Source organism: Flavobacterium sp. XS2P24, from assembly GCF_030010285.1.
GTDB classification, from domain to species: Bacteria; Bacteroidota; Bacteroidia; order Flavobacteriales; family Flavobacteriaceae; genus Flavobacterium; species Flavobacterium algoritolerans.
In genome coordinates, this window is sequence record NZ_JASCRU010000016.1 from 39,232 (window position 1) to 59,312 (window position 20,081).

Consider the following 20,081-nt stretch of genomic DNA (forward strand, 5'->3'; position numbering starts at 1 on the left):
CTATTCTATAAATCAATTATTGAATCGCTTATAGGGAGTATAGGTGACTATTATTTCTATTATTCGGGTAACGCAATACGAAAGAAAGTTAATGGATTTTGTAAATAGATTGTTCTTAGTTTTGAGTGATTGGAGTGTTATGCTTTGGCATTGAGCAATAATTTCGATGAGGTGTGCTTGAAACATTTTAGAAAATAAATCAGAATTTATTTCAACATTCATTTCAAGGCTTCCATACGAACTTAAATTATTCAGATTAAATGATCCTATTGTGGTCCAATTGCCATCTATTACTGCCACTTTTCCATGTAAGACGGATTGGTCCCATTCGTACAATTCAATATTATAGTTAAGCAGTTTGTCATAGAGATAGCAGGTAGCGCGCCTTGTGAGCGGTAAATCTGATTTTCCCGAAAGAATTAATTTAATTTTCACCTTATTTTTAGATGCTTTTTTCAAGGCTCGAATGATTCGAATCCCAGGCAGAAAATAACTTCCCACAATAATGATGTCTTTTTTCGCATTTCTAATGGATTTTATATACCCATCACAAATCTCATTTTTGCCTTTTAACCAGTCATTCTGAAGAATACGAACCATGGCATCTTCCTGAACAAGAAACGAAGATTTTATTTTGCTGTTGTGTAAGTGTCTTTTTTTGAAATAGATATCGGCACACAATTTTTGAAGTGGTTCGGCAATTTCTCCTTTTAATTGAACAGCATAGTCGAGCCAAGGAGCTTCTGTATCCGAACCACAATATTTATCGGCTACATTTATACCGCCAATAAGCACGACTTTTGCATCAGCAACAATAACTTTTCGGTGTAGTCTTCTGCCTAGGTAAAAAGTATAGGTTGAAAATAAAGGAGCAAAAAAACGAATGTTTATGCCGCTTTGTCTCATTTCTTTTAGTATTTCTGAGGGAAATGATAAAGACCCCAAACCATCCAAAAGGACATAAACCTGAACCTTACGTGAAGCGGCTTCTTTTAATGCTTTAATAATTCTATTTCCGGTTGCATCGTTTTCAAAAAGATACATTTGCATGTGAATTTCAATCTGTGAATTCCGAATAATAGCCTCTAATCGAGAAAAATAATCTTCGCCACTGTAAACAAGTTCCAGATTTTTTGGAGCAATAAGGCTATTTTTACTTTCTATCATGGGCTTTATTTATTTTCACTTCGTTAATTAAAAGAAATTCCATAAGATTTTCAACATCCAAAATACCAACAACTTTATTATTTTCCATAACGAGCATTAATCTTGATTTATTGAGTTGAATGAGCTCAAAAACTTTTTCTAAAAGAGAATCGCTGTCGAGGTAAACTAAATTTCGGTCCATGACGTTGTAAATAAATTCATCATCTCCTTTTTTTGAAAGTGCCATAATAATTTGGTCCCGATTCAGTGTTCCTACCGGAATGCCTTCTTCAGTAATCAGGAAATTCTTGTTTTGGCTGTCCAATACTAATTCAACCGCTGTTTTTACAGTATCATTTGCATCAATCGTAGGATATTGTTTCATGACAACATCATGCACTTTAAAGCCTTTCAAGATGAATTTAGACTCCGTATAATCTGCTTCAACCTGAGCTCCAATAATGACAAAAATACCGATAAAAACTAAAATCGGGGAAGTGAAAAATCCAAAAATAATGAATCCCATTGCCAATAGTTGTCCTATCCGTGCCGAAATTCTTGTGGCAACATGCCTTTGTAACTTGAACGATAATAGCGCCCGTAAAATCCTGCCGCCATCCATAGGGAATGCGGGGATTAAATTGAAAAGTGCCAACCAGAAATTGACTAAAAAGAAATTAAGAAAGAAATTATTCGCGTTCACGCCATTAGATAATTCTGCCATTAATTGTTCTGAAGTATCCGGAATCGTAATGAAAATCCCTGTGATAAAGGCCAATGTAATATTTACCAAAGGCCCCGCAAAAGCAACTATTAATTCTTCGGATGGTTTTTCTGGTAATCGTTCCAGTCTGGCCAATCCGCCAATGGGTAAAAGGGTGATGTCTTTGGTTTTTATGTTGTAATTTTTTGCGGCTAAAGCATGACCGAGTTCGTGTAATAAAACAGTAACGAAAATGCACAAGATAAACACCACAGACCAAATTATTTGAGTGACATTTTGCCCTGATTTATAGTTCATGAAAATGATAAACAGAATAAGTAAAGTGAATGTCCAGTGTATGAATATTCCAATACCAGATACTTTTCCGAGTTTAAAGGATCCTTTCATCTTTTGAGTTTTTAATACTGCTAACCGCAGCATGATTATAAAAAACAGACAAACAATAAAATATTCTATTCGTTTACAAATGATTTCAAAACGGGTATCAATTCACCTCATTTCCAGAAATACCATTATAGGCCCAGGCATTCAAATTCGCAATTGTAGTGTGTGCAATTCCCTCTAATGCCTCGTTTGTCAAAAAACCTTGATGTCCGGTAACCATCACATTAGGATGGGAACGAAGTTTTAAAAACAAATCATCATGTATTGGAGTATCAGTATGATCTTGAAAAAATATTGGTTTCTCTTTTTCGTAAACATCTAATCCTGCTGCGCCAATGGTTTTATTTTCGATTGCTTCTAATAAGTCTTTTGTATTTACAATTCCTCCACGGGCAGTATTAATAAAAATCACTCCTTTTTTCATTAATGAAAATGTGCTTTTATTAAACAGATGGTTTGTTGTTCCATTGAGTAGATAATGAACGGATATCACATCAGCAGTGGCACATAAATCTTTTAGTGAAACGTAAGTAATTGGAATTTCATCCATGAGTTCCTTGTTTACCTTAATATCAAAGGCTATTATTTTACAACCAAAACCATGCATTATTTTCGCAAATGCAGCTCCTATTTTTCCAGTTCCTACAATACCTATTGTTTTTCCATGCAAATCAAAACCCACCAAATGATCCAAACGATAATCACCAATTTGCATTAACGTCTGACCTAAAACCAGTTTTCTGTTTAGTGCCATTAGCAAGGCTACGGCGAGTTCAGCTATGGCGTAAGGCGAATATTCAGGAACATTTGCCACTTTCATAGCTAATGATTTTGCTCGGGCCAAATCAACATGATCATAGCCTACGGAACGCAGAGCAATATATTTTACACCACAAGTATATAGTTTCTGCAATACTGTCTCTGAAGCATCATCAGAAGTAAAAAGTGAAACAGCATCAAATCCTTTGGCAAGGGCTGCGGTACTTTCATTCAAAGGTTGCTCCGTAAAAACTAATTCGTGATTACCATGCGCTGCTTTTTCAAGGAAAGCCTTATCAAAACCCAATATGCTATAGACTAATACTTTCATTTTTGCTGTTTTTCATTTCTAAAAAAATACTTGTTAAGGTAGTGAATTTTTAGCAAACTTGTTTCAGTAATTTCAATTCTTATTTTTAAATTTAATGAATATAAGTTGTTTTTAATCAGCGGTTTTAAAGAGCAAACGGATGCTTATGTTGCTTCTCAAATTGGTGTTTTTTATCAAAAAAATTAATTCCGATAAAGCATCTTTTTTACGGCACTTATGATATCATTTTTTTGAGGAATAGCAGCTTCTTCCAAATGCGCAGGGTAGGGAATAGGGACTTCAATACCACACAATCGTTGTACGGGAGTATTCAAATTATAAAAGCCGTTTTCCATAATACGCGCGCTCACTTCTGAAGAAATACTCACAGAGCGCCAAGCATCTTCTACTATCAATACCCGATGTGTTTTGGCAATCGAAGCCAAGAAAGTGGCCTCGTCTAATGGTCGCAAAACCCTTAAGTCAATGACTTCTGCATCAATCCCAACGGTAGCTAATTCGGCAGCAGCCTCTAAACTTTTATACACTCCGGTTCCGTAAGTGATAATCGAAATGTCCTTTCCTTCTCGTAACACTTTAGCTTTAGTAATAGAGGCAATTGGCAAATCAGTCGCTATTTCTTTTTCGAGATTAAGCAGCATCGTATATTCAAACAATAACACAGGGTCAGGACTTTGCAGGGCGGCATACAGCATGCTTCTTGCATCTTCGTGCGTTCCCACTGATAGGACAATTAATCCTGGAATGTGTGCATAAAAAGGTTCCCAACTATGCGAATGTTGTGCTCCTAACTGGCGTCCAATACCGCTTCCCATACGTATAATTAGAGGAACATTCAATTGTCCGCCGGACATGTGCTGTAAAGTAGCCGCATTGTTCACAATTTGATCTATTGCGAATAAACTGAAATTGACTGTCATTATTTCAATAATGGGTTTCATACCAGCCATTGCTGCTCCAATTCCGGCTCCAACAAAACCAGCTTCTAAAAGTGGGACATCCATAATGCGTTCTTCACCAAATTCCTGCAATAATCCTTTGCTTACAGCAAAAGCTCCTCCATAACGGCCCACATCTTCGCCCATCAAAAAGACGCGTTTATCATTTTGCAATGCTTCGCGAAGGCCTTGATTCAGAGCCTCACGATAGGTGATGGATTGTGTGGCCATGTTGCTTTTCATGAGAAGGATTGATTATTGTTGTTTGCTTTTCCAACGTTTTAAAGCGGGTAAAATATTTACGGCTTTTTGAATCATATAACTGGGAAGTTTTCTTTTTTCCATATAGGTTTGTACAGCATTTTTCATGTCGTCCAGATTCATTTCCGGATTTTTAAAATCACTGTTCACATAACAATACTTGCAATAATCATTGCTTTTGATACCGTTATTTTCGGTTCCTTTTAGTTTGTCTGCATGAAGAGGCATACCGCAACTTTGACAAAATTGGATGTCTTCCATTCTGTTTTCTTTCAATGAGTTTAGTGTAAAGTTTTTCATGGTGTTTTTTGATTTTAATGTTTATAGTTTAAATTTCGGTGTAAACAAATTTTGTCAATTGCTCTAATGGTTCCCGAGCGCTTTCTTCGGCAAAATCCAGTGCTTTCTGGATTTTTGTTTTTATTTTACTTTCAAAACCAGCAATCTCACTTTCCGTAATCCATTGTTGTTGCAAAAGAAACTGCTCAAATTGCGGAATCGGATCTCGTCTTTTCCATTCCTCCACTTTCTTTTTAGCACGGTATAATTCGACATCAAACATGGAGTATGCTCTAAAACGATAGGTGTTACAAATCAGTAAATAGGGTTTTCCGGTACTTTTTATTTTTTCTACAGCCGCATTGGCAGCCTGCATTACTTTTATTAAATTCATACCATCAACGGTTGAAGATGCAATACCTTTTTTTTCTAATTCTACTACAGTATGCGAATACCGGACTGTGTTGCCTTTAGCATACAGATTATTTTCACAGACAAATAAAACAGGAACTTTCCAGAGTGCCGCCAGATTCTGAGCCTCCTGAAATTCACATTTGGTAATGTCATCTTCGCTAAAGAAGCAACAGATAATGTTATTTTTCTTTTGTTTTTTGGATGCCAATGCCATTCCAACAGCTATTGAAAGATTGCCACTCAATACAGCATTATTTCCGTGAAAATTTTTTGAAGCATCAAAAAGGTGCATGGAGCCACCTCGACCTCGGCTGCAGCCTTCTATTTTTCCATACATTTCTGCCATGATTACATCAGGATCAATGCCACGTGCCAAAGCATGACCATGTTCCCGATAGGTGCTCAATACAGTATCGTTATCAGTTAAAGCCTGTATTATCCCTACTGCTGTGGCTTCTTCACCAATGTATAAGTGCAGGAATCCTCTGATTTTGGCTTTAGTGTATAACTCAGCAGCTTTTTCTTCAAATCGCCGAATGAGCAGCATTTGATATAAAAGTAAAAGTCCTTTTTTCGCATCCATGAATTATCTTTTTTGAATCAGTTTTTGACTCGTTATTTTACTCTTGTGCTACTATTGAAATCTAGTACTCGGATAATTATGCTCTGTTTTTTTGGAAATATTTTCTGAATACTATTCTAGAAAGAATTGCCAAGTGGAACAAGATTATACTCAATAATTATTTCTGGCTCTAACCGAATGGTTGTTTTAATGGCATTTGAAATCAAACAGGCCTTTTCACTCAACTCCAAAATATGTTTTGCCCGTTCTGGTTTTTGGGAGTAATGGATGACGAGTTTGGGTTGAAGAATGATTTCGGTTATGGTATGTTTCCCATTGATTTTATCGACAATACAAGTCGATTTACTCTCAAAACTTATAAACTGAAGTTTTGAATTTTCGGCAATCGACAGAAAAGTAGTTAATAGACAACTGTTTATTGCAGCAACAAACAGGTGCTCTGGAGACCAAATTTTATCCATTCCTTTCGGGAATTCAGGAGGTGTCGCGACTTCAATATTTTGAAGCAAAACGGGAGAACTTAAGATCCCTTTCCTTTTGTCGGACCATTTTAGATTTACTTCGTAAGTATACATTCTATACATTTTTTAGTGGTATTAAAACTCAAAAATTATTGTGCGACAAATCCGCCATCTACTGCCATTGCATGTCCAGTTACAAATGAAGCTTCGTCTGAACACATCCAGACCACTGCATTTGCTATCTCTTCGGGTTTGCCAAAACGTCCTATTGGCTCTAAACCTGTAAATTGTTCTATTGCTTCTTTCGTTTTTCCGGTAAGTCGATCAATCATAGGTGTTTGTATGACTCCCGGGCAAACAACATTTATTCTGATTCCTAGTTTAGAACATTCTAAAGCTGCTGTTTTTGATAATCCAATAACGCCGTGTTTAGACGCTACATAAGCAGGTAAACCAGCGAATCCAACTAATCCGGCTACAGAAGCACAGTTCACAATAGCTCCTTTGCCTTGTTTTACTATTTCGGGAATCTCATATTTCATGCATAGCCAAATTCCTTTTAAATTGATACCTATGGTTCGATCCCAGTTTTCTTCGGTGCAATCTTGTGTAACAGCGGATATTCCTTCGACACCTGCATTGTTATAAGCATAATCCAAACGTCCAAAAGTTGCTATAGTTTTTTCAACCATCGCTTTTACGTCTTCGGTTTTTGAAACATCGCATTTGATGAAAATGGTTTCGGCACCTAAATCCTTGATAAGCCGCATCGTTTCACTGTTTTCTATCCAATCCACGACAACTACTTTAGCTCCTTTTTGGGCGAAAGCCAAGGCAGTAGATTTACCGATTCCTGAGGAACCACCCGTCACGATGGCTACTTTATTTTTGAATGTTGCTTCCATAATCAAATCGATTTACATTAGAATTTTTCTTTTTGTTTTCTTTTCCGCTTCCAAAATATTTTCAATTCCTTTTATTAGAGCATCTGGATTAAACGAGATACTGTCAATTCCTTCGTTCACTAAAAATTTCGCAAATTGGGGGAGATCGCTCGGAGCTTGTCCGCACAATCCCACTTTTATTTCAAAACGTTTGGCCACCCGAATCGTTTCTTTAATTAAAGATTTGACAGCAGGATTTTCTTCGCTGAACAAATAACTTACCAGTGCGGAATCGCGGTCTAAACCTAATGTGAGTTGCGTTAAATCATTGGAACCAATAGAAAATCCGTCAAAGAGTTTTGCAAATTCATCGGCCATTAATACATTACTCGGAATCTCAATCATGACATATACCTGTAATCCGTTAATGCCTTGTACCAATCCGTTTTTAGACATTTCGGTAAGTACATTTTCACCTTCTTCAACGGTTCTGCAAAAAGGAATCATCAGTTTTACATTGTGCAGTCCCATTTCGTTTCGTACTTTTTTCATGGCTTCGCATTCTAAAGCAAACCCTTTTCGATAAAAATCACTGTAATAACGCGAGGCACCACGGAAACCAATCATGGGATTTTCCTCATCTGGCTCGTAATATTTCCCTCCGATGAGGTTGGCATATTCGTTACTTTTAAAATCACTCATTCGAACAATTACCTCTTTTGGATAAAAAGCGGCGGCAACAATTGCTACAGCTTCAGCCAGTTTATCAATGAAATAGTTTTTAGGATCTTCATAGCCTTTTGTCATTGCGACTATTTCGGAAATAATTTTCTCATCTGTTATTTTTTCAGGTTCGCACAACGCCAACGGATGAATTTTAATAGTATTCGAAATGGCAAATTCCATTCGCATCAAACCCACGCCCTGATTGGGATAATGGCTTAACTCAAACGCTCTTTCGGGATCAGCAAGAATAAGCATGGGAGCTGTTTTTGGCATTTCAAGTTTGCTGAAATCCTGTTCTGATACTTCCCATTTCAATTTTCCGTCATAGATGTTTCCTTCTTTGCCTTCGGCACAGGAAACGGTGATTTCCTGACCATTTTTTATAACAGAAGTAGCGTTTCCACAACCCACAACGGCAACGGTTCCTAGTTCTCGGGCAACAATCGCTGCATGGCTGGTACGTCCGCCTTTGTTGGTGATAATTGCTGAGGCTCTTTTCATGATGGGATCCCAATCCGGATTAGTCAAATCGGTTACTATGATTTCCCCGTTTTGCAATAAATCGCCTTCTTGTGGACTGTTTAGAATACGCGCTTTTCCGGAAGCAATTTTATCGCCAAGCGCAATTCCTTGCGTCAAAAGCGTGCTTTTTTCTTTGAGTTTGTAAATTTCCCGAACTTGTTTATTGGCTTTTCCATGTACGGTTTCCGGTCGGGCCTGAACGATGTAGAGTTGGTTATTCAAACCGTCTTTTGCCCATTCAATATCCATTGGTTTTTTATAATGTTTTTCAATTTTAGAACACCATTGAGAGAGTTGAATAACTTCTTTATTTGTTAGCGAAAACTGATTTTGTTTTTCGAAAGAAGTATCGGTGTTGATAATGGTATTTTCTGCCGATGTGGTTGCTGATTTTTCAGCATAAATCATCGTGAATTCTTTTCTCCCGCACTGTCTTTTCAGAATGGGATTCAAATCCGGATTTTCTAAAGTAGGTTTAAAAACCATCCATTCATCAGGAGTTACCGTTCCCTGAACAATATTTTCTCCTAATCCCCAACACCCGTTGATGATGATGGTGTTTTCGAAACCGCTGTCGGGATCAATGGTAAACGCTACGCCGGACGAAGCTTTATCGCTTCGTACCATTTGCTGTACGCCAACAGAAATGGCAACGTCTAATGCAGCAAAACCCATGTCATGACGATACTTGATGGCTCGATCTGTAAATAAGGATACAAAACAGCGATGAACTGCATCCAATAATTGGGAGTCACCGTTGATGTTTAAAAACGATTGCATTTGACCTGCAAAACTCGCAGTTGGTAAATCCTCAGACGTAGCACTGCTTCGCACGGCCACATCAAGAGTATTGCTGTTGCATTGTTCACTAAGGGATTGGTAGGCAGCGTAAATTTCATCCCGAATTTCGTTCGGAATGGCAGCTGATAAAATAAGGCTTCTGGCTTTTTCTCCAATGGAAGAAAGATTGGAATAGTGTTGTGTATCTAATGAAAATAATAAATCCTTCAATGGTTTTTCCAGATTATTCATTTTCCTGAAAAGACGATATCCTTCAGCAGTCACAGCAAACCCATTAGGAATACGAATCCCTATTGGATTGAGTTGATTGTACATTTCGCCGAGAGAAGCGTTTTTGCCACCAACTTTACCAATAGCATCAATACCAATTTGGTCAAAAAACAGTATGTATTTGTACTTCCCCATTTCGTATGTTTTTTAAGTATAAACAGACCATTATTGGTATGCTAGATTAGAAACAATAGAAAATTACTGGGGCGGATTTTTTAGTTAATTAGGATAGTAAATTTTGTAATGCTGAAGTAGGTTTGAAATTTACATATCAAGTTTAAAAGATGAGGTAGTAGGTGTTCCTGACTGTTTAAACCAATACTGTAAATTTAAACAAATAATTATTTCATCGGTACAAAAAACATACTTTTTTTTAATATTTTTTATTTTAAGTATTTAATATACAGTTGTTTGTGTTTTTATTTCGTTTAAGTCAATATAAGTTACAACTCACTGCAGAATGGTGCTGTTTTAGATCAAAATTTATTTTTTTTGAAATATCGAGCCATAGCGATTTCTATTTAGTGAAGACTAAAATAGATAAAATTCGTTGCAGATGAAGTTTAGGAAATTATTTTGGATTATATAAGTGGATGGATTGCCCCACTAATTTCCATTGTCCTTTTATTTTTTCTAATAATCGAATTTCATAAGAAAAAGTTTTTTTGCCATCCTTAGCCGTAGATTCTTCGTCATGGCTTACCCAAGCATTATTCCCATTAATACTCATTTTATAATTTGTATTTACAGAAAAACCGCCATTTCCCATGGCATTAGGATTGGTGTTAATCATAGCAGTTGGCGGAATATCAAGTGTTACTCCATCAGCAGTAGAAATTAATATTCGGCTGTACGGTTGAATGTGCCAGCACTCCGTATGACCTTTACTATCAGCAGCTCTCCATGTTGCGGATTCTTTTTCCAGTAGTTTTTTTATAACTGCAGCTTCATCAATCTTTTGGCTATAACTTGCCATGTTGATAATTAGGATAAGAAAAAAAGATGCTGTCCACTTCATATTGTTCGTATTTTTTTGGTTTGGAATAATTGTCTTACTCGTTTTAAGGCTAATTTAAGTAAATATATTGTTTTATACCATAAAAACAAACTAATGCTCAGTTGTTTGCAGTTTAGTGCAGTTGTCTAATTGTGGTTTTAAATGTCTCAATTTGTCTTCTGTGACGTAAAATATGAACTATTGCATGTTCCATTAATTGTTCGATGTCATAAAGTTGTCCCCAAGAAGTCCTAATTTTTTTTGAAGCCTCTAATTCTTCAAGCACATCATCCTCAATAGTTGCAAATGTTTCCTGTGTAAATTTTAGAACGTTATCTAAATCATTTATATAGTCAGCAATGGAACTTCGATTTACTTTTTCGGGACGTACAGTATTCTTGTTTTTAAAATTCTGAATGTAAACACAATAAGAATATCCGGAACTCACCACATGAGAAAGTATCGTTTGAATGGATTTGCAATCCGGATTTAGCGTCGCATGATCTACTGTAAATGTTAAGTCCTCCTCTGAAATATCATGAATTACGTGCTGCAATTCAATAATCGCTTTTTGATATTCAGCTAATAATGCGCTAACCGCGTTTTGATTGTTATTCATTTGTTGAATTAAAGTCTTGATTCTCTTAATTATTCATTTCCTTTTTTAATCCATTTTCCAACTTCGGGAGCGACATAATTTTCCATTTTATTAAGCAAATCTGCGGCATTATCGCTCACCAGTATCATTTGCTGATTGGTTGGTTTTAGAAAACCTTTATCGACCATGTTTGCAACAAATTCCAGCAGTAAATCATAAAAACCATCGACATTCAAAATTCCGATTGGTTTTTTATGGAGCCCAAGTTGCGCCCAAGTCAGCATTTCGAAAAATTCTTCCAGAGTTCCAAATCCGCCAGGCAAAGCAATTATGCCATCGCTAAGTTCATTCATTTTGGTTTTTCTCTCATGCATACTTTCAACGATGAATAATTCGGTTAATCTATCGTGTGCGATTTCTTTGTTCATCAGAAAGCTTGGTAAAACACCAAATACTTTTCCGTTATGATTTAAAACGCCATCTGCAACACTTCCCATAAGACCTACTTTTGCGCCGCCATAAACGAGTTCATAATTATTTTCGGCCATTATTTGTCCCAGTTTGAAAGCTTGAATTTCATAATTTTTTTCGTTTCCAAAACTGGATCCACAGAACACAGTAATTCTTTTCATGTATAAAATGTTTCTTATTTATTTTTATTTGATAATTTGTAGGAAGACTAATTTAGATAATTTTGGATTAAATTAAGCTTATTCTTCGGATTTGCCACCCGAGCGATAGCGAACAGGCGAAGCAAATCATCCAAAATACTAAACCTACTTTCCATTAAGCCTATTGCCTAAATCCGTTGTAGCATCTATGTAAAAGCATAACTTAGAGTTACTAAAACGAAGATTATGCAATTACAAGACGCCTTAAGAAAACCAAAGATATTCATTGGTTTAGATATTCACAAAAAAAGCTGGAGCGTTTCCATTCAAACTGATTTGTTTTTTCACGGAACATACTCGATGCCTTCTGTTGCCGAGGATTTATTTCAATATGTGGAGCAAACATTCCCTAATCACGAAGTGGATTTAGTTTATGAAGCAGGCTACTGCGGGTTTTCCGCAGCCCGCTATTTTTTAAACTTAGGCTGGAGCGTTTTGGTGGTCAATCCATCCGATGTTAAGACAGGCGATAAGGAGCGCTATCAAAAAAACAGACGCTTTAGATTCCAGTAATCGGTCCAATCAATTAAAGGCAAGGGTTCTCTGGGGAGTTTATATTTCTACTGAAGCACACGAACAGTTTACGACTTTGACCGCCATAGAGACCAAGTGACCAAGAAACTCCGACATAGCAAATTGCATATCAAAAGTATGTTGCTCTTTCATGGTTAAGTTGGCACAAAACACAACTTATTTTAGGACGTTTTTATATTCAATGATTTTTTAAAGAGCTTTTCTTTTCAAAACGGAATCCATTGAATAGGTACCGCTTCCCAATAAAAATAGGGCAATATAGCACAGTAAATACATTAATGCAGATTCCATTGTTCCCAGATCATCATTTATGTGAACAATAAACACGGCTACTGCCATGGTAATAATTAGCGGAATCAATGCCAGTCTGGTCCATAATCCGATTACAATTAATAAAGAGCATACAACTTCGGCAAAAACAGTCAAAGTCAATGATGCCGGAACACCAATGCCTATTGGGTCACCAAATTCCATTGTACCATTTATTAATTTCATCAGTTTAGGAATGCCATGACTCAACATCAACAAACCAAGTGTTAATCGTAAAATAAGCGAAGCCCAATCGGTTGCATTAGCGGACCAAGAAGTTGGGGAGAACAGTTTTTGAATCATAATTTAAAGTTTTTAGTATTGTGTTCTTACAAACGTAAGATATTTTTGCAAGAATTTGCTGTATGGAATAGCTTATTTTAGCGATAGCCCGAAGCTCTTATTGTTTTTTATTCTCTTGTTTTGGAATGAATTTTTCAATGCTAATTACGGCCAAAATTCCAAGCACGTAGGCAAGCAAATCCATCCAGGCGAAAGAATTTCCAAGAACAACTATAGCAATTTTGTAATGCTGTAATCCTAATTTTTCAACCATATTAAAATATTGTGCAATTTCGATAGCAAATGAAAAGAGCAACACAAGACCAGCGGCAGCCCAAACCGATACGTTTAGAAACGATTTCAGGAAACAATAGAGTAGTATGACCACTAAAAAATCTCCAAAATAAGGTCTTATAAAGTTGTCATGAACAAACAAAGCGATGACTGTTTCCAAGAGAAAAAGGAATATTGTAAAAGCAAAATAAGTGCGGTTGAATTGAAGCATTTTGGTTGTTTAATTATTTAGGATTTTACTTTTTATTGCATTCGTTTTTGTTGTTCACTGATTTGTATTGTTTTTTCAAGCCGTGATAGTCTGGTTTTTTCTTGTTTTGCTGTCATTATCCAATGTATCATTACCTTTTTGTAGGAAGGCGCTTGTGCATTAAAAAAGTCCCAAGCTAGTGGGTTCTCTTTAAATTGGCTTTCGTAATTTGGGGCAAGAGCAACCGGCTCTTTCTCGTGAGAATAAATTCGGGATTTATTTTCTGTACGTAAATCAAATGCTTTTTGCCCTTCAAGAGTCATTAGTCCGGCTTTTGTGAGTTCCTCAACTTTCTGGATGTTGATGGCACTCCAAATACTGCTGCTTCTTCGTGGCGTAAAACGAATACTGTAACTTTCAGCATCAATTGATCTTCGTACACCGTCAATCCAACCAAAGCAAAGTGCTTGATCCACGGATTGCGACCAAGTCATGGAAGGTTTGCCGCTATTCACTTTATAGAAACCAACGAGAAGTTCCGTTTCCTCTTTGTGGTGCTTTTCTAACCATTCTCTAAATGATGCTTGTGTTGCAAAAAAGGTTGGTGTCATTTTTAAATGAAGTTTATTAAATATCGCAGAAAAATACAAAAAAAGAGGAATTCAGATTGCCCGTATTTACAACAATCGTTAGCGCAGTTTTGCAAACTGTGCCCATTCCAATTGGCAACTAAAATAAATCTAATAAAATCACGTCTAATTCATTTTCTAATCCTGCATAATTTCTTGCAGAACTGAAATAATAATCTTCCGGCATCGTTACAATTTTTTCATTTACAGGATTGTTGTGAATGTAGTCAATTTTCTGTTTTATAAATTTATTGCTATATATATGTTCCGCATGATAACCGTTTTGCCAAACTTTATATTGTTGTTCTTGTTTTATATGCTCACAAGCTTTTTTAAAATAATCCAGCATCCATTCTCTTCTGCTTTCTGGTTCTTGAATAATAGTTTGAATAATTTTTTTAGAGGTATATTTTTTAAAATCTCGCACTACATCTGATAAGATAAAACCATTTGTTGCTTTGCAAAGTAAATGAATATGGCTGTGCATAATGCAATATCCATAGATTTCTAAGCCCTTTTGATCTTGACAGTAGTGTAGCGCTTGTATGATGATTTGTTTTTGATTTAATCTTGTAAAAACATCGACCCAACCCATTGTAGTTATCGTAATAAAATATGCATCTTCGGTTGTTGTGGCTTTATACTTTGTAGACATTTTTTGTTATTATTGTATTATTTGCTCACTGTTGTGGGCACAGTTTGCAAAACTGCGCTAACGATCCGTATATCAGCGCGGTCGGGGTTTTGTAAGTAAAAATCAGACTATTTACTGCAATATATGCCGATAATAAGAATATTAATGCTAATCCAACTATTGCAAATACTATCATTTTTATTGTGTTTTTGATATTCTTAAAAAATATGGTTCTACTGTTTTATTGTTGGATAAATTTATAGAATCTTTTTCAGATAATGTTGTTGAAATATCATAAGTGTCATTATAATATTCTATTATTTTACCCTCAGGTAAAATAAGTTTCATACCTTTTCTATTACCTTTTTTATAGCCAAGCGAATTAAATTCTTTCAATAAACTTGCTAAAACATTTACATCTTTTGAGAAAATGGTAAGTAATTCGGATTTATTTTCTTTTGAATTATAGCTTATTGTATAGTGTATATTATCCTTTTTGAATGAAAGGTTTTCTCCACCCATTGTGTTTTCATTAGTTACTTCGTCAACAAATTCATAATTATTTTGTGCTATCCAAACTTTATACTTATCAATAGGTAATTCAAGTATTTCTTCTAATAATGTAACACTAATAACTTCACTTTGTTCTGTTGAGTACTTTTCCTCTGTCTTATTAGAGTCAATTTTTTCATTTATTGAAGACTCAATTATTACTTCTTTTTTTGGCTCTATAAAACAAGCTGTTAAAGAAAAACACAGGAATACTAATAAAACTTTTTTCATCCTTAAATTATTTTTATTTTAAAATTAGTAAAAAACAACGAAATAATAAATAAACCAAAAGAGATGTAAATACCATATATCAAATCTTTTATAAAAGCTTGTGTATAATAATAACTTTTGATAGAATACTTATTAAATTCTGTATCTTTAAATGAAAAGTCATAGATTGTAAATCCATTACCATTTGTTTTTATTTCATTATTAAAAAATGTAGAATATATAATTTGACTAACTTTATCTCCATACGTATTATATGTTTGAGTTATACCTTCTACATCTGTTGGTACGTCTGTGTGAGAGTATACAGAAATATAGCTGAACTGCCCAAAATGTTCTAATCCATATAGAATTCCAAATCCTAATAAAAAAGACAATACCAAATTCCTTATATGTACTTTTTTGATTTCTATTATTTTACTCATAAAGATTAATTTTAAGCTGCAATTTATGAAATATTTTTCTTATATTTGGTAATCACTTTAATTACTTAATTATGACTTACGATGATGCTTTAGAAATTATAGAACGAGAAGGAGAGTATGCTTACGGTTATAACGTGACAAAAAAGCGTGTAATAGTTCCTTTAAATAGTCCTTATCAAGGCAAGTTTATTGCTGATTTAAATTTAAAATATTTGTCCAAAGAAGATGTGAAAAATTACGCTGAAGATGGAGAATTTACTATTTGGGAATTTTTAGTTCAGTATATAAAAGGAGAGACTTTTAAATATTAAATTTCTCTATATTTACACTAAATACAACTTTTATTTCAGGATATTCTTGGTGTAATATAACTTGTATTTTATACTGATTCTGATAAGAGTTTATTAGATTATTTATTTTTTCTTCTAATTCAGTTCTTATAGGTTGTAATTTTATTTTAATTTGTTTTTCTATTTCCTCTGTATCCCTATTTTTAATTTCAGGTTTAAATTTTCTATTACAAAATATTCTGTCCATTTTCTGTTTAGTTGTTTCTAAACATTGGTTAGTCGCTTTTATAACTTTTGTTGTAAGCTGACCACCAACAGGGCGCGCGCTAGGCGCTGTTCCCAATTGCGCTTAGCGTGAAGTTGGGAGAAGTGCGCGCCCTGTTGGAAAAGATGCTCGCGCATTTTTTCCAACTAGTATGTAAGCGAAACAAACCATCGTAAATACACCCAAATATAGGTAGATTGGCGAAGGTTTGTTTCGCTTTATTGATTTTCAAATATATTAAAATTTTCTTACAAATCGTAAAAGTACTTTTATTAGCTAGATGTTTATTTCAATAGAAATGGGATTATTTTAGTTGGTTAATCCGAAAGCTTTTGGGACGCTTTTTTACTTTATAGGATGAAAAACATTTTTTTGATGTAGATTTCAAATTAACCTATCTTTGCCAGCCGAACAATCGGGTGAAATACGTTACTATGAAGTTTGATTTATTAAAAAAAGATCCGCAGTCCAAAGCCAGAGCGGGAACTGTTACCACTGATCACGGTGTGATTGAAACCCCAATTTTTATGCCTGTAGGAACCGTAGGTTCTGTAAAAGGGGTGCATCAACGCGAATTGAAAGACGATATAAACCCGGATATTATCTTGGGAAATACCTACCATTTATACTTGCGTCCACAAACCGAAATCCTGGAGAAAGCGGGTGGTTTGCATAAATTCATGAACTGGGACCGTAATATTTTGACGGATTCTGGTGGCTACCAAGTGTATTCACTTTCGGCCAACCGAAAAATTAAGGAAGAAGGAGTGAAGTTCAAATCGCATATTGACGGTTCGTACCACTTTTTTACGCCAGAGAATGTGATGGAAATTCAACGTACCATTGGTGCCGATATTATCATGGCTTTTGATGAGTGTACGCCGTATCCTTGTGATTACAACTACGCAAAACGTTCGATGAAAATGACGCACCGTTGGTTAGACCGTTGCATCAATCATTTAGACACGCAGCCTTTTAAATACGGATACGAACAAACGTTTTTCCCAATTGTTCAGGGAAGTTGTTATAAAGATTTACGCCAACAATCAGCGGAATATATTGCGAATTCCAATCAACAAGGAAATGCGATTGGTGGACTTTCAGTAGGGGAACCTGCGGAGGAAATGTATGCGATGACCGAAGTGGTTTGTGAAATTTTACCGGAAGACAAACCGCGTTACCTGATGGGCGTGGGAACTCCGATAAATATTCTAGAAAATATTGCTCTTGGAATTGACATGTTTGACTGTGTGATGCCTACGCGTAACGCCAGAAACGGAATGTTATTTACAGCAAATGGTACAATAAATATCAAAAACAAAAAGTGGGAAGATGATTTTTCACCAATTGACGAAATGGGAATCACTTACGTGGACACCGAATATACAAAAGCGTATTTGCGTCACCTTTTTGCAGCCAATGAATACCTTGGAAAACAAATTGCCACGATACACAATCTTGGTTTTTATATGTGGTTGGTTCGTGAAGCGAGAAAACATATCTTAGCGGGCGATTTCAGACCTTGGAAAGAAATGATGGTGAAAAATATGAGCCAAAGACTTTAAAAATGTTTAATCGTTTAATCGTTAATTCGGTTAAACGATTAAACAAATAACCGATTAAACTTTACTATGCTTACAATAATAGACAAATACATCCTAAAAAGATATTTAGCCACATTTGCGGTGATGCTGTTGTTGTTTATCCCCATAGGAATTGTTGTTGATGTATCGGAGAAGATCAATAAAATGCTCGAAAATAAAGTTGCGTTTTTAGAGATTGCACTCTACTATTACAACTTTACTATTTATTTTGCAAATTCCCTTTTCCCGATATTTTTGTTTTTATCGGTGATTTGGTTTACTTCAAAACTGGCAAATGACACGGAGATTATCGCTATTTTAAGTTCCGGGATTTCATTTACGCGCTTTCTAAGGCCTTATATAATAGGCGCTTCCATTGTTTCCGTTTTTGTATTGCTGATGGGTTTCTTTGTGGTTCCTGCAGCCAGTGAAGGATTCAATAATTTTAGATATACATACTTGAAAGGTGGCGGAAAAGAAGCGATGCGTGGCGATGATACTGACGTCTATAGACAAATTAGTGATGATGAGTTTATCTACGTAAACAGTTTTAATACGGAGTCTAAAACGGCTTTTAATTTTTCGCTTGAAAAGTTTAAAAACGAAAAATTAGTCCATAAAATTACCGCTACCAGAATAAAATGGAACCCGAAGGACAGTACCTATACGATGTATGATTATACTAAAAGAACGGTGGGTGAACTGAATGATAAAATTGAAAAATCACCTCAAAAAGAGGCTGTTTTTACTTTTGATTTGGAGGATTTAACGCCTGTGGTTTACATTGCGGAAACCTTGAGTCTAGGGAAATTAAATGCCTTTATTAAAAAAGAAAGAGAAAGAGGATCCTCTAATATCAATGTGTATTTGGTGGTTTTGTATAAAAAATATAGTGTTCCGGTATCGGCATTTATTCTTACTATTATTGCCGTTGCCGTTTCCGCCATGAAGCGAAGAGGCGGAATGGGAACTAATTTAGCCATAGGAATTGCTTTGGCTTTTGCTTTTGTATTTTTTGATAAAATCTTTGGCGTATTGGCCGAAAAATCGAGTATTCCACCCATGTTAGCCGTTTGGTTGCCTAATATTGCTTTTGGAATTTTAGCCATTTATTTGTTACGTAATGCAAAACGATAAATTAAAGAGTTATTTAAATCTTCATTTAATAGTTTTTATATGGGGTTTTACCGCCATTTTAGGAGCTTTAATCACCATTACCGCCGATGCTTTAGTTTGGTATCGCATGTTTTTTGCAGGGCTGTTTTTAGCTTTGTTTATTGCATTCAAGAAGATATCGTTTAAAATTCCTTTAAAATCCTTCTTGAAATTGATTTTTGTGGGATTGCTGATTGCCTTGCATTGGATCTTTTTCTTCAAAGCCATCCATGTTTCTAATGTGTCCATTACACTATCTGTTTTTTCGCTTGGAGCTTTTTTTGCGTCCATTTTAGAGCCTGTTTTTTATGGTCGAAAGGTATTGTGGTACGAAGTATTTTTTGGTCTTATTATTATTGCTGGGCTGGCATTGATTATGAAAGTCGAAATTAATTATTTGGATGGAATGCTATATGCCTTGGCATCGATCATATTAGGTGTTTTGTTTACACTGATGAATGGAAAATTGATAGAAAAACACGAACCTCCAGTAATTGCTTTTTACGAATTTCTGGCAGGTGTTTTCTTCATTACGATTTACTTTTTGTTCCAACAAAAATTCACTGCGGACTTCTTTGTACTGACAGCTAATAATTGGGTTTTAATACTGATTTTGGCCTCTATTTGTACGGCGTATGCGTTTACAGCTTCTGTAAAAGTAATGCGAAAACTAACGCCCTACACTGTAATGCTGACTACAAATTTAGAGCCGGTTTACGGGATTGTTTTGGCCTATTTTATCCTTGGCGGAAAAGAGAAAATGAGCTTTGAGTTTTACATCGGAGCACTAATAATTGTAATCACCGTAATCCTGAACGGAGTTATAAAACACTATCAAAAGGACAAATAATAATAACTTTCTCAACGTTTTGAGAAGCAAACTTTTACACATAAATATAAAATTTACCTTTTTGAACGATTTAAAATTTTATATTTGCGGTTCCAAATAAAAACAAAAACGC

General features: G+C 35.3%; 24 protein-coding genes. 5 read left to right on the forward strand and 19 right to left on the reverse strand.

Annotation, left to right across the window (positions count from 1 at the left end; translation table 11 throughout):
- Nucleotides 1–12: 12 nt before the first annotated feature.
- The 12 genes from QLS31_RS11180 to QLS31_RS11235 form a co-directional block, all read right to left on the reverse strand.
- A complete protein-coding gene (locus QLS31_RS11180; protein WP_282743931.1) occupies nucleotides 13–1,167 on the reverse strand; it encodes a phospholipase D-like domain-containing protein in 1,155 nt (384 codons plus the stop codon).
- Nucleotides 1,154–2,257, reverse strand: coding sequence for a site-2 protease family protein (locus QLS31_RS11185; RefSeq protein WP_158234593.1), 1,104 nt, complete (start codon nucleotides 2,255–2,257; stop codon nucleotides 1,154–1,156). Before QLS31_RS11185 ends, QLS31_RS11180 begins: the two co-directional genes overlap by 14 nt.
- Nucleotides 2,258–2,354: 97 nt before the next feature.
- A complete protein-coding gene (locus tag QLS31_RS11190) occupies nucleotides 2,355–3,344 on the reverse strand; it encodes a 2-hydroxyacid dehydrogenase (protein ID WP_282743932.1) in 990 nt (329 codons plus the stop codon).
- 182 nt (nucleotides 3,345–3,526) lie between these two features.
- On the reverse strand, nucleotides 3,527–4,525 hold the full coding sequence (locus QLS31_RS11195) for a pyruvate dehydrogenase complex E1 component subunit beta (protein WP_282743933.1): 999 nt from the start codon (nucleotides 4,523–4,525) through the stop codon (nucleotides 3,527–3,529).
- A gap of 12 nt (nucleotides 4,526–4,537) precedes the next feature.
- Nucleotides 4,538–4,843 (reverse strand): zinc ribbon domain-containing protein, encoded by a 306-nt coding sequence (locus QLS31_RS11200; RefSeq protein ID WP_199074777.1) that lies wholly within the window; start codon nucleotides 4,841–4,843, stop codon nucleotides 4,538–4,540.
- Between the two features lie 28 nt (nucleotides 4,844–4,871).
- On the reverse strand, nucleotides 4,872–5,819 hold the full coding sequence (locus QLS31_RS11205; protein WP_282743934.1) for a thiamine pyrophosphate-dependent enzyme: 948 nt from the start codon (nucleotides 5,817–5,819) through the stop codon (nucleotides 4,872–4,874).
- Nucleotides 5,820–5,935: 116 nt separating this feature from the next.
- Entirely contained in the window at nucleotides 5,936–6,394 is a 459-nt protein-coding gene (locus QLS31_RS11210; protein ID WP_233206876.1) for an OsmC family protein, read from the reverse strand.
- Between the two features lie 35 nt (nucleotides 6,395–6,429).
- On the reverse strand, nucleotides 6,430–7,185 hold the full coding sequence (locus QLS31_RS11215) for an SDR family oxidoreductase (RefSeq protein WP_282743935.1): 756 nt from the start codon (nucleotides 7,183–7,185) through the stop codon (nucleotides 6,430–6,432).
- 12 nt (nucleotides 7,186–7,197) lie between these two features.
- Nucleotides 7,198–9,618 carry a phosphoenolpyruvate synthase gene (ppsA, locus tag QLS31_RS11220; RefSeq protein ID WP_282743936.1) on the reverse strand — a complete coding sequence of 807 codons (2,421 nt, stop codon included), beginning with the start codon at nucleotides 9,616–9,618 and terminating at the stop codon, nucleotides 7,198–7,200.
- Nucleotides 9,619–10,054: 436 nt separating this feature from the next.
- A complete protein-coding gene (locus QLS31_RS11225) occupies nucleotides 10,055–10,501 on the reverse strand; it encodes an endo-arabinase (protein ID WP_282743937.1) in 447 nt (148 codons plus the stop codon).
- Between the two features lie 112 nt (nucleotides 10,502–10,613).
- Entirely contained in the window at nucleotides 10,614–11,099 is a 486-nt protein-coding gene (locus QLS31_RS11230; protein ID WP_282743938.1) for a DinB family protein, read from the reverse strand.
- A 29-nt stretch (nucleotides 11,100–11,128) separates the two neighbouring features.
- Nucleotides 11,129–11,710: a TIGR00730 family Rossman fold protein gene (locus QLS31_RS11235; protein ID WP_282743939.1), complete on the reverse strand. Its 582-nt coding sequence runs from the start codon at nucleotides 11,708–11,710 to the stop codon at nucleotides 11,129–11,131.
- Between the two features lie 225 nt (nucleotides 11,711–11,935).
- On the opposite strand from QLS31_RS11235, the gene QLS31_RS11240 reads away from it, so the two are divergent.
- Entirely contained in the window at nucleotides 11,936–12,262 is a 327-nt protein-coding gene (locus QLS31_RS11240; RefSeq protein WP_282743940.1) for a hypothetical protein, read from the forward strand.
- 210 nt (nucleotides 12,263–12,472) lie between these two features.
- Here the strand turns inward: QLS31_RS11240 and QLS31_RS11245 are convergent, their stop codons facing one another.
- From QLS31_RS11245 to QLS31_RS11270, 6 genes are all read right to left on the reverse strand, one after another.
- Nucleotides 12,473–12,895 carry a DoxX family protein gene (locus QLS31_RS11245; RefSeq protein WP_282743941.1) on the reverse strand — a complete coding sequence of 141 codons (423 nt, stop codon included), beginning with the start codon at nucleotides 12,893–12,895 and terminating at the stop codon, nucleotides 12,473–12,475.
- A 97-nt stretch (nucleotides 12,896–12,992) separates the two neighbouring features.
- A complete protein-coding gene (locus QLS31_RS11250; protein WP_282743942.1) occupies nucleotides 12,993–13,379 on the reverse strand; it encodes a DUF2809 domain-containing protein in 387 nt (128 codons plus the stop codon).
- Between the two features lie 32 nt (nucleotides 13,380–13,411).
- A complete protein-coding gene (locus QLS31_RS11255) occupies nucleotides 13,412–13,969 on the reverse strand; it encodes a YdeI/OmpD-associated family protein (protein ID WP_282743943.1) in 558 nt (185 codons plus the stop codon).
- Between the two features lie 118 nt (nucleotides 13,970–14,087).
- On the reverse strand, nucleotides 14,088–14,642 hold the full coding sequence (locus QLS31_RS11260; protein WP_282743945.1) for a transposase: 555 nt from the start codon (nucleotides 14,640–14,642) through the stop codon (nucleotides 14,088–14,090).
- A gap of 177 nt (nucleotides 14,643–14,819) precedes the next feature.
- Nucleotides 14,820–15,404, reverse strand: a complete 585-nt coding sequence (locus tag QLS31_RS11265) for a hypothetical protein (RefSeq protein ID WP_282743946.1) — start codon at nucleotides 15,402–15,404, stop codon at nucleotides 14,820–14,822.
- 2 nt (nucleotides 15,405–15,406) lie between these two features.
- The gene (locus tag QLS31_RS11270; RefSeq protein ID WP_282743947.1) at nucleotides 15,407–15,826 is read right to left on the reverse strand and encodes a hypothetical protein; all 420 of its coding nucleotides are present in this window, start codon (nucleotides 15,824–15,826) and stop codon (nucleotides 15,407–15,409) included.
- Nucleotides 15,827–15,897: 71 nt separating this feature from the next.
- On the opposite strand from QLS31_RS11270, the gene QLS31_RS11275 reads away from it, so the two are divergent.
- A complete protein-coding gene (locus QLS31_RS11275; protein ID WP_282743948.1) occupies nucleotides 15,898–16,137 on the forward strand; it encodes a hypothetical protein in 240 nt (79 codons plus the stop codon).
- Here the strand turns inward: QLS31_RS11275 and QLS31_RS11280 are convergent.
- Complete coding sequence (locus tag QLS31_RS11280; protein ID WP_282743949.1) at nucleotides 16,127–16,459, reverse strand: hypothetical protein; 333 nt, start codon at nucleotides 16,457–16,459, stop codon at nucleotides 16,127–16,129. The genes QLS31_RS11275 and QLS31_RS11280 overlap by 11 nt on opposite strands.
- Before the next feature lie 356 nt (nucleotides 16,460–16,815).
- Between QLS31_RS11280 and tgt the strand changes: the two genes are divergently transcribed.
- The 3 genes from tgt (at nucleotide 16,816) to QLS31_RS11295 (ending at nucleotide 19,969) form a co-directional block, all read left to right on the forward strand.
- Nucleotides 16,816–17,946: a tRNA guanosine(34) transglycosylase Tgt gene (tgt, locus tag QLS31_RS11285; RefSeq protein ID WP_099716030.1), complete on the forward strand. Its 1,131-nt coding sequence runs from the start codon at nucleotides 16,816–16,818 to the stop codon at nucleotides 17,944–17,946.
- Nucleotides 17,947–18,012: 66 nt separating this feature from the next.
- Entirely contained in the window at nucleotides 18,013–19,101 is a 1,089-nt protein-coding gene (locus QLS31_RS11290) for an LptF/LptG family permease (RefSeq protein WP_282743950.1), read from the forward strand.
- Nucleotides 19,088–19,969, forward strand: coding sequence for a DMT family transporter (locus QLS31_RS11295; RefSeq protein WP_282743951.1), 882 nt, complete (start codon nucleotides 19,088–19,090; stop codon nucleotides 19,967–19,969). The genes QLS31_RS11290 and QLS31_RS11295 overlap by 14 nt, the downstream gene beginning before the upstream one ends.
- Nucleotides 19,970–20,081 lie beyond the last annotated feature (112 nt).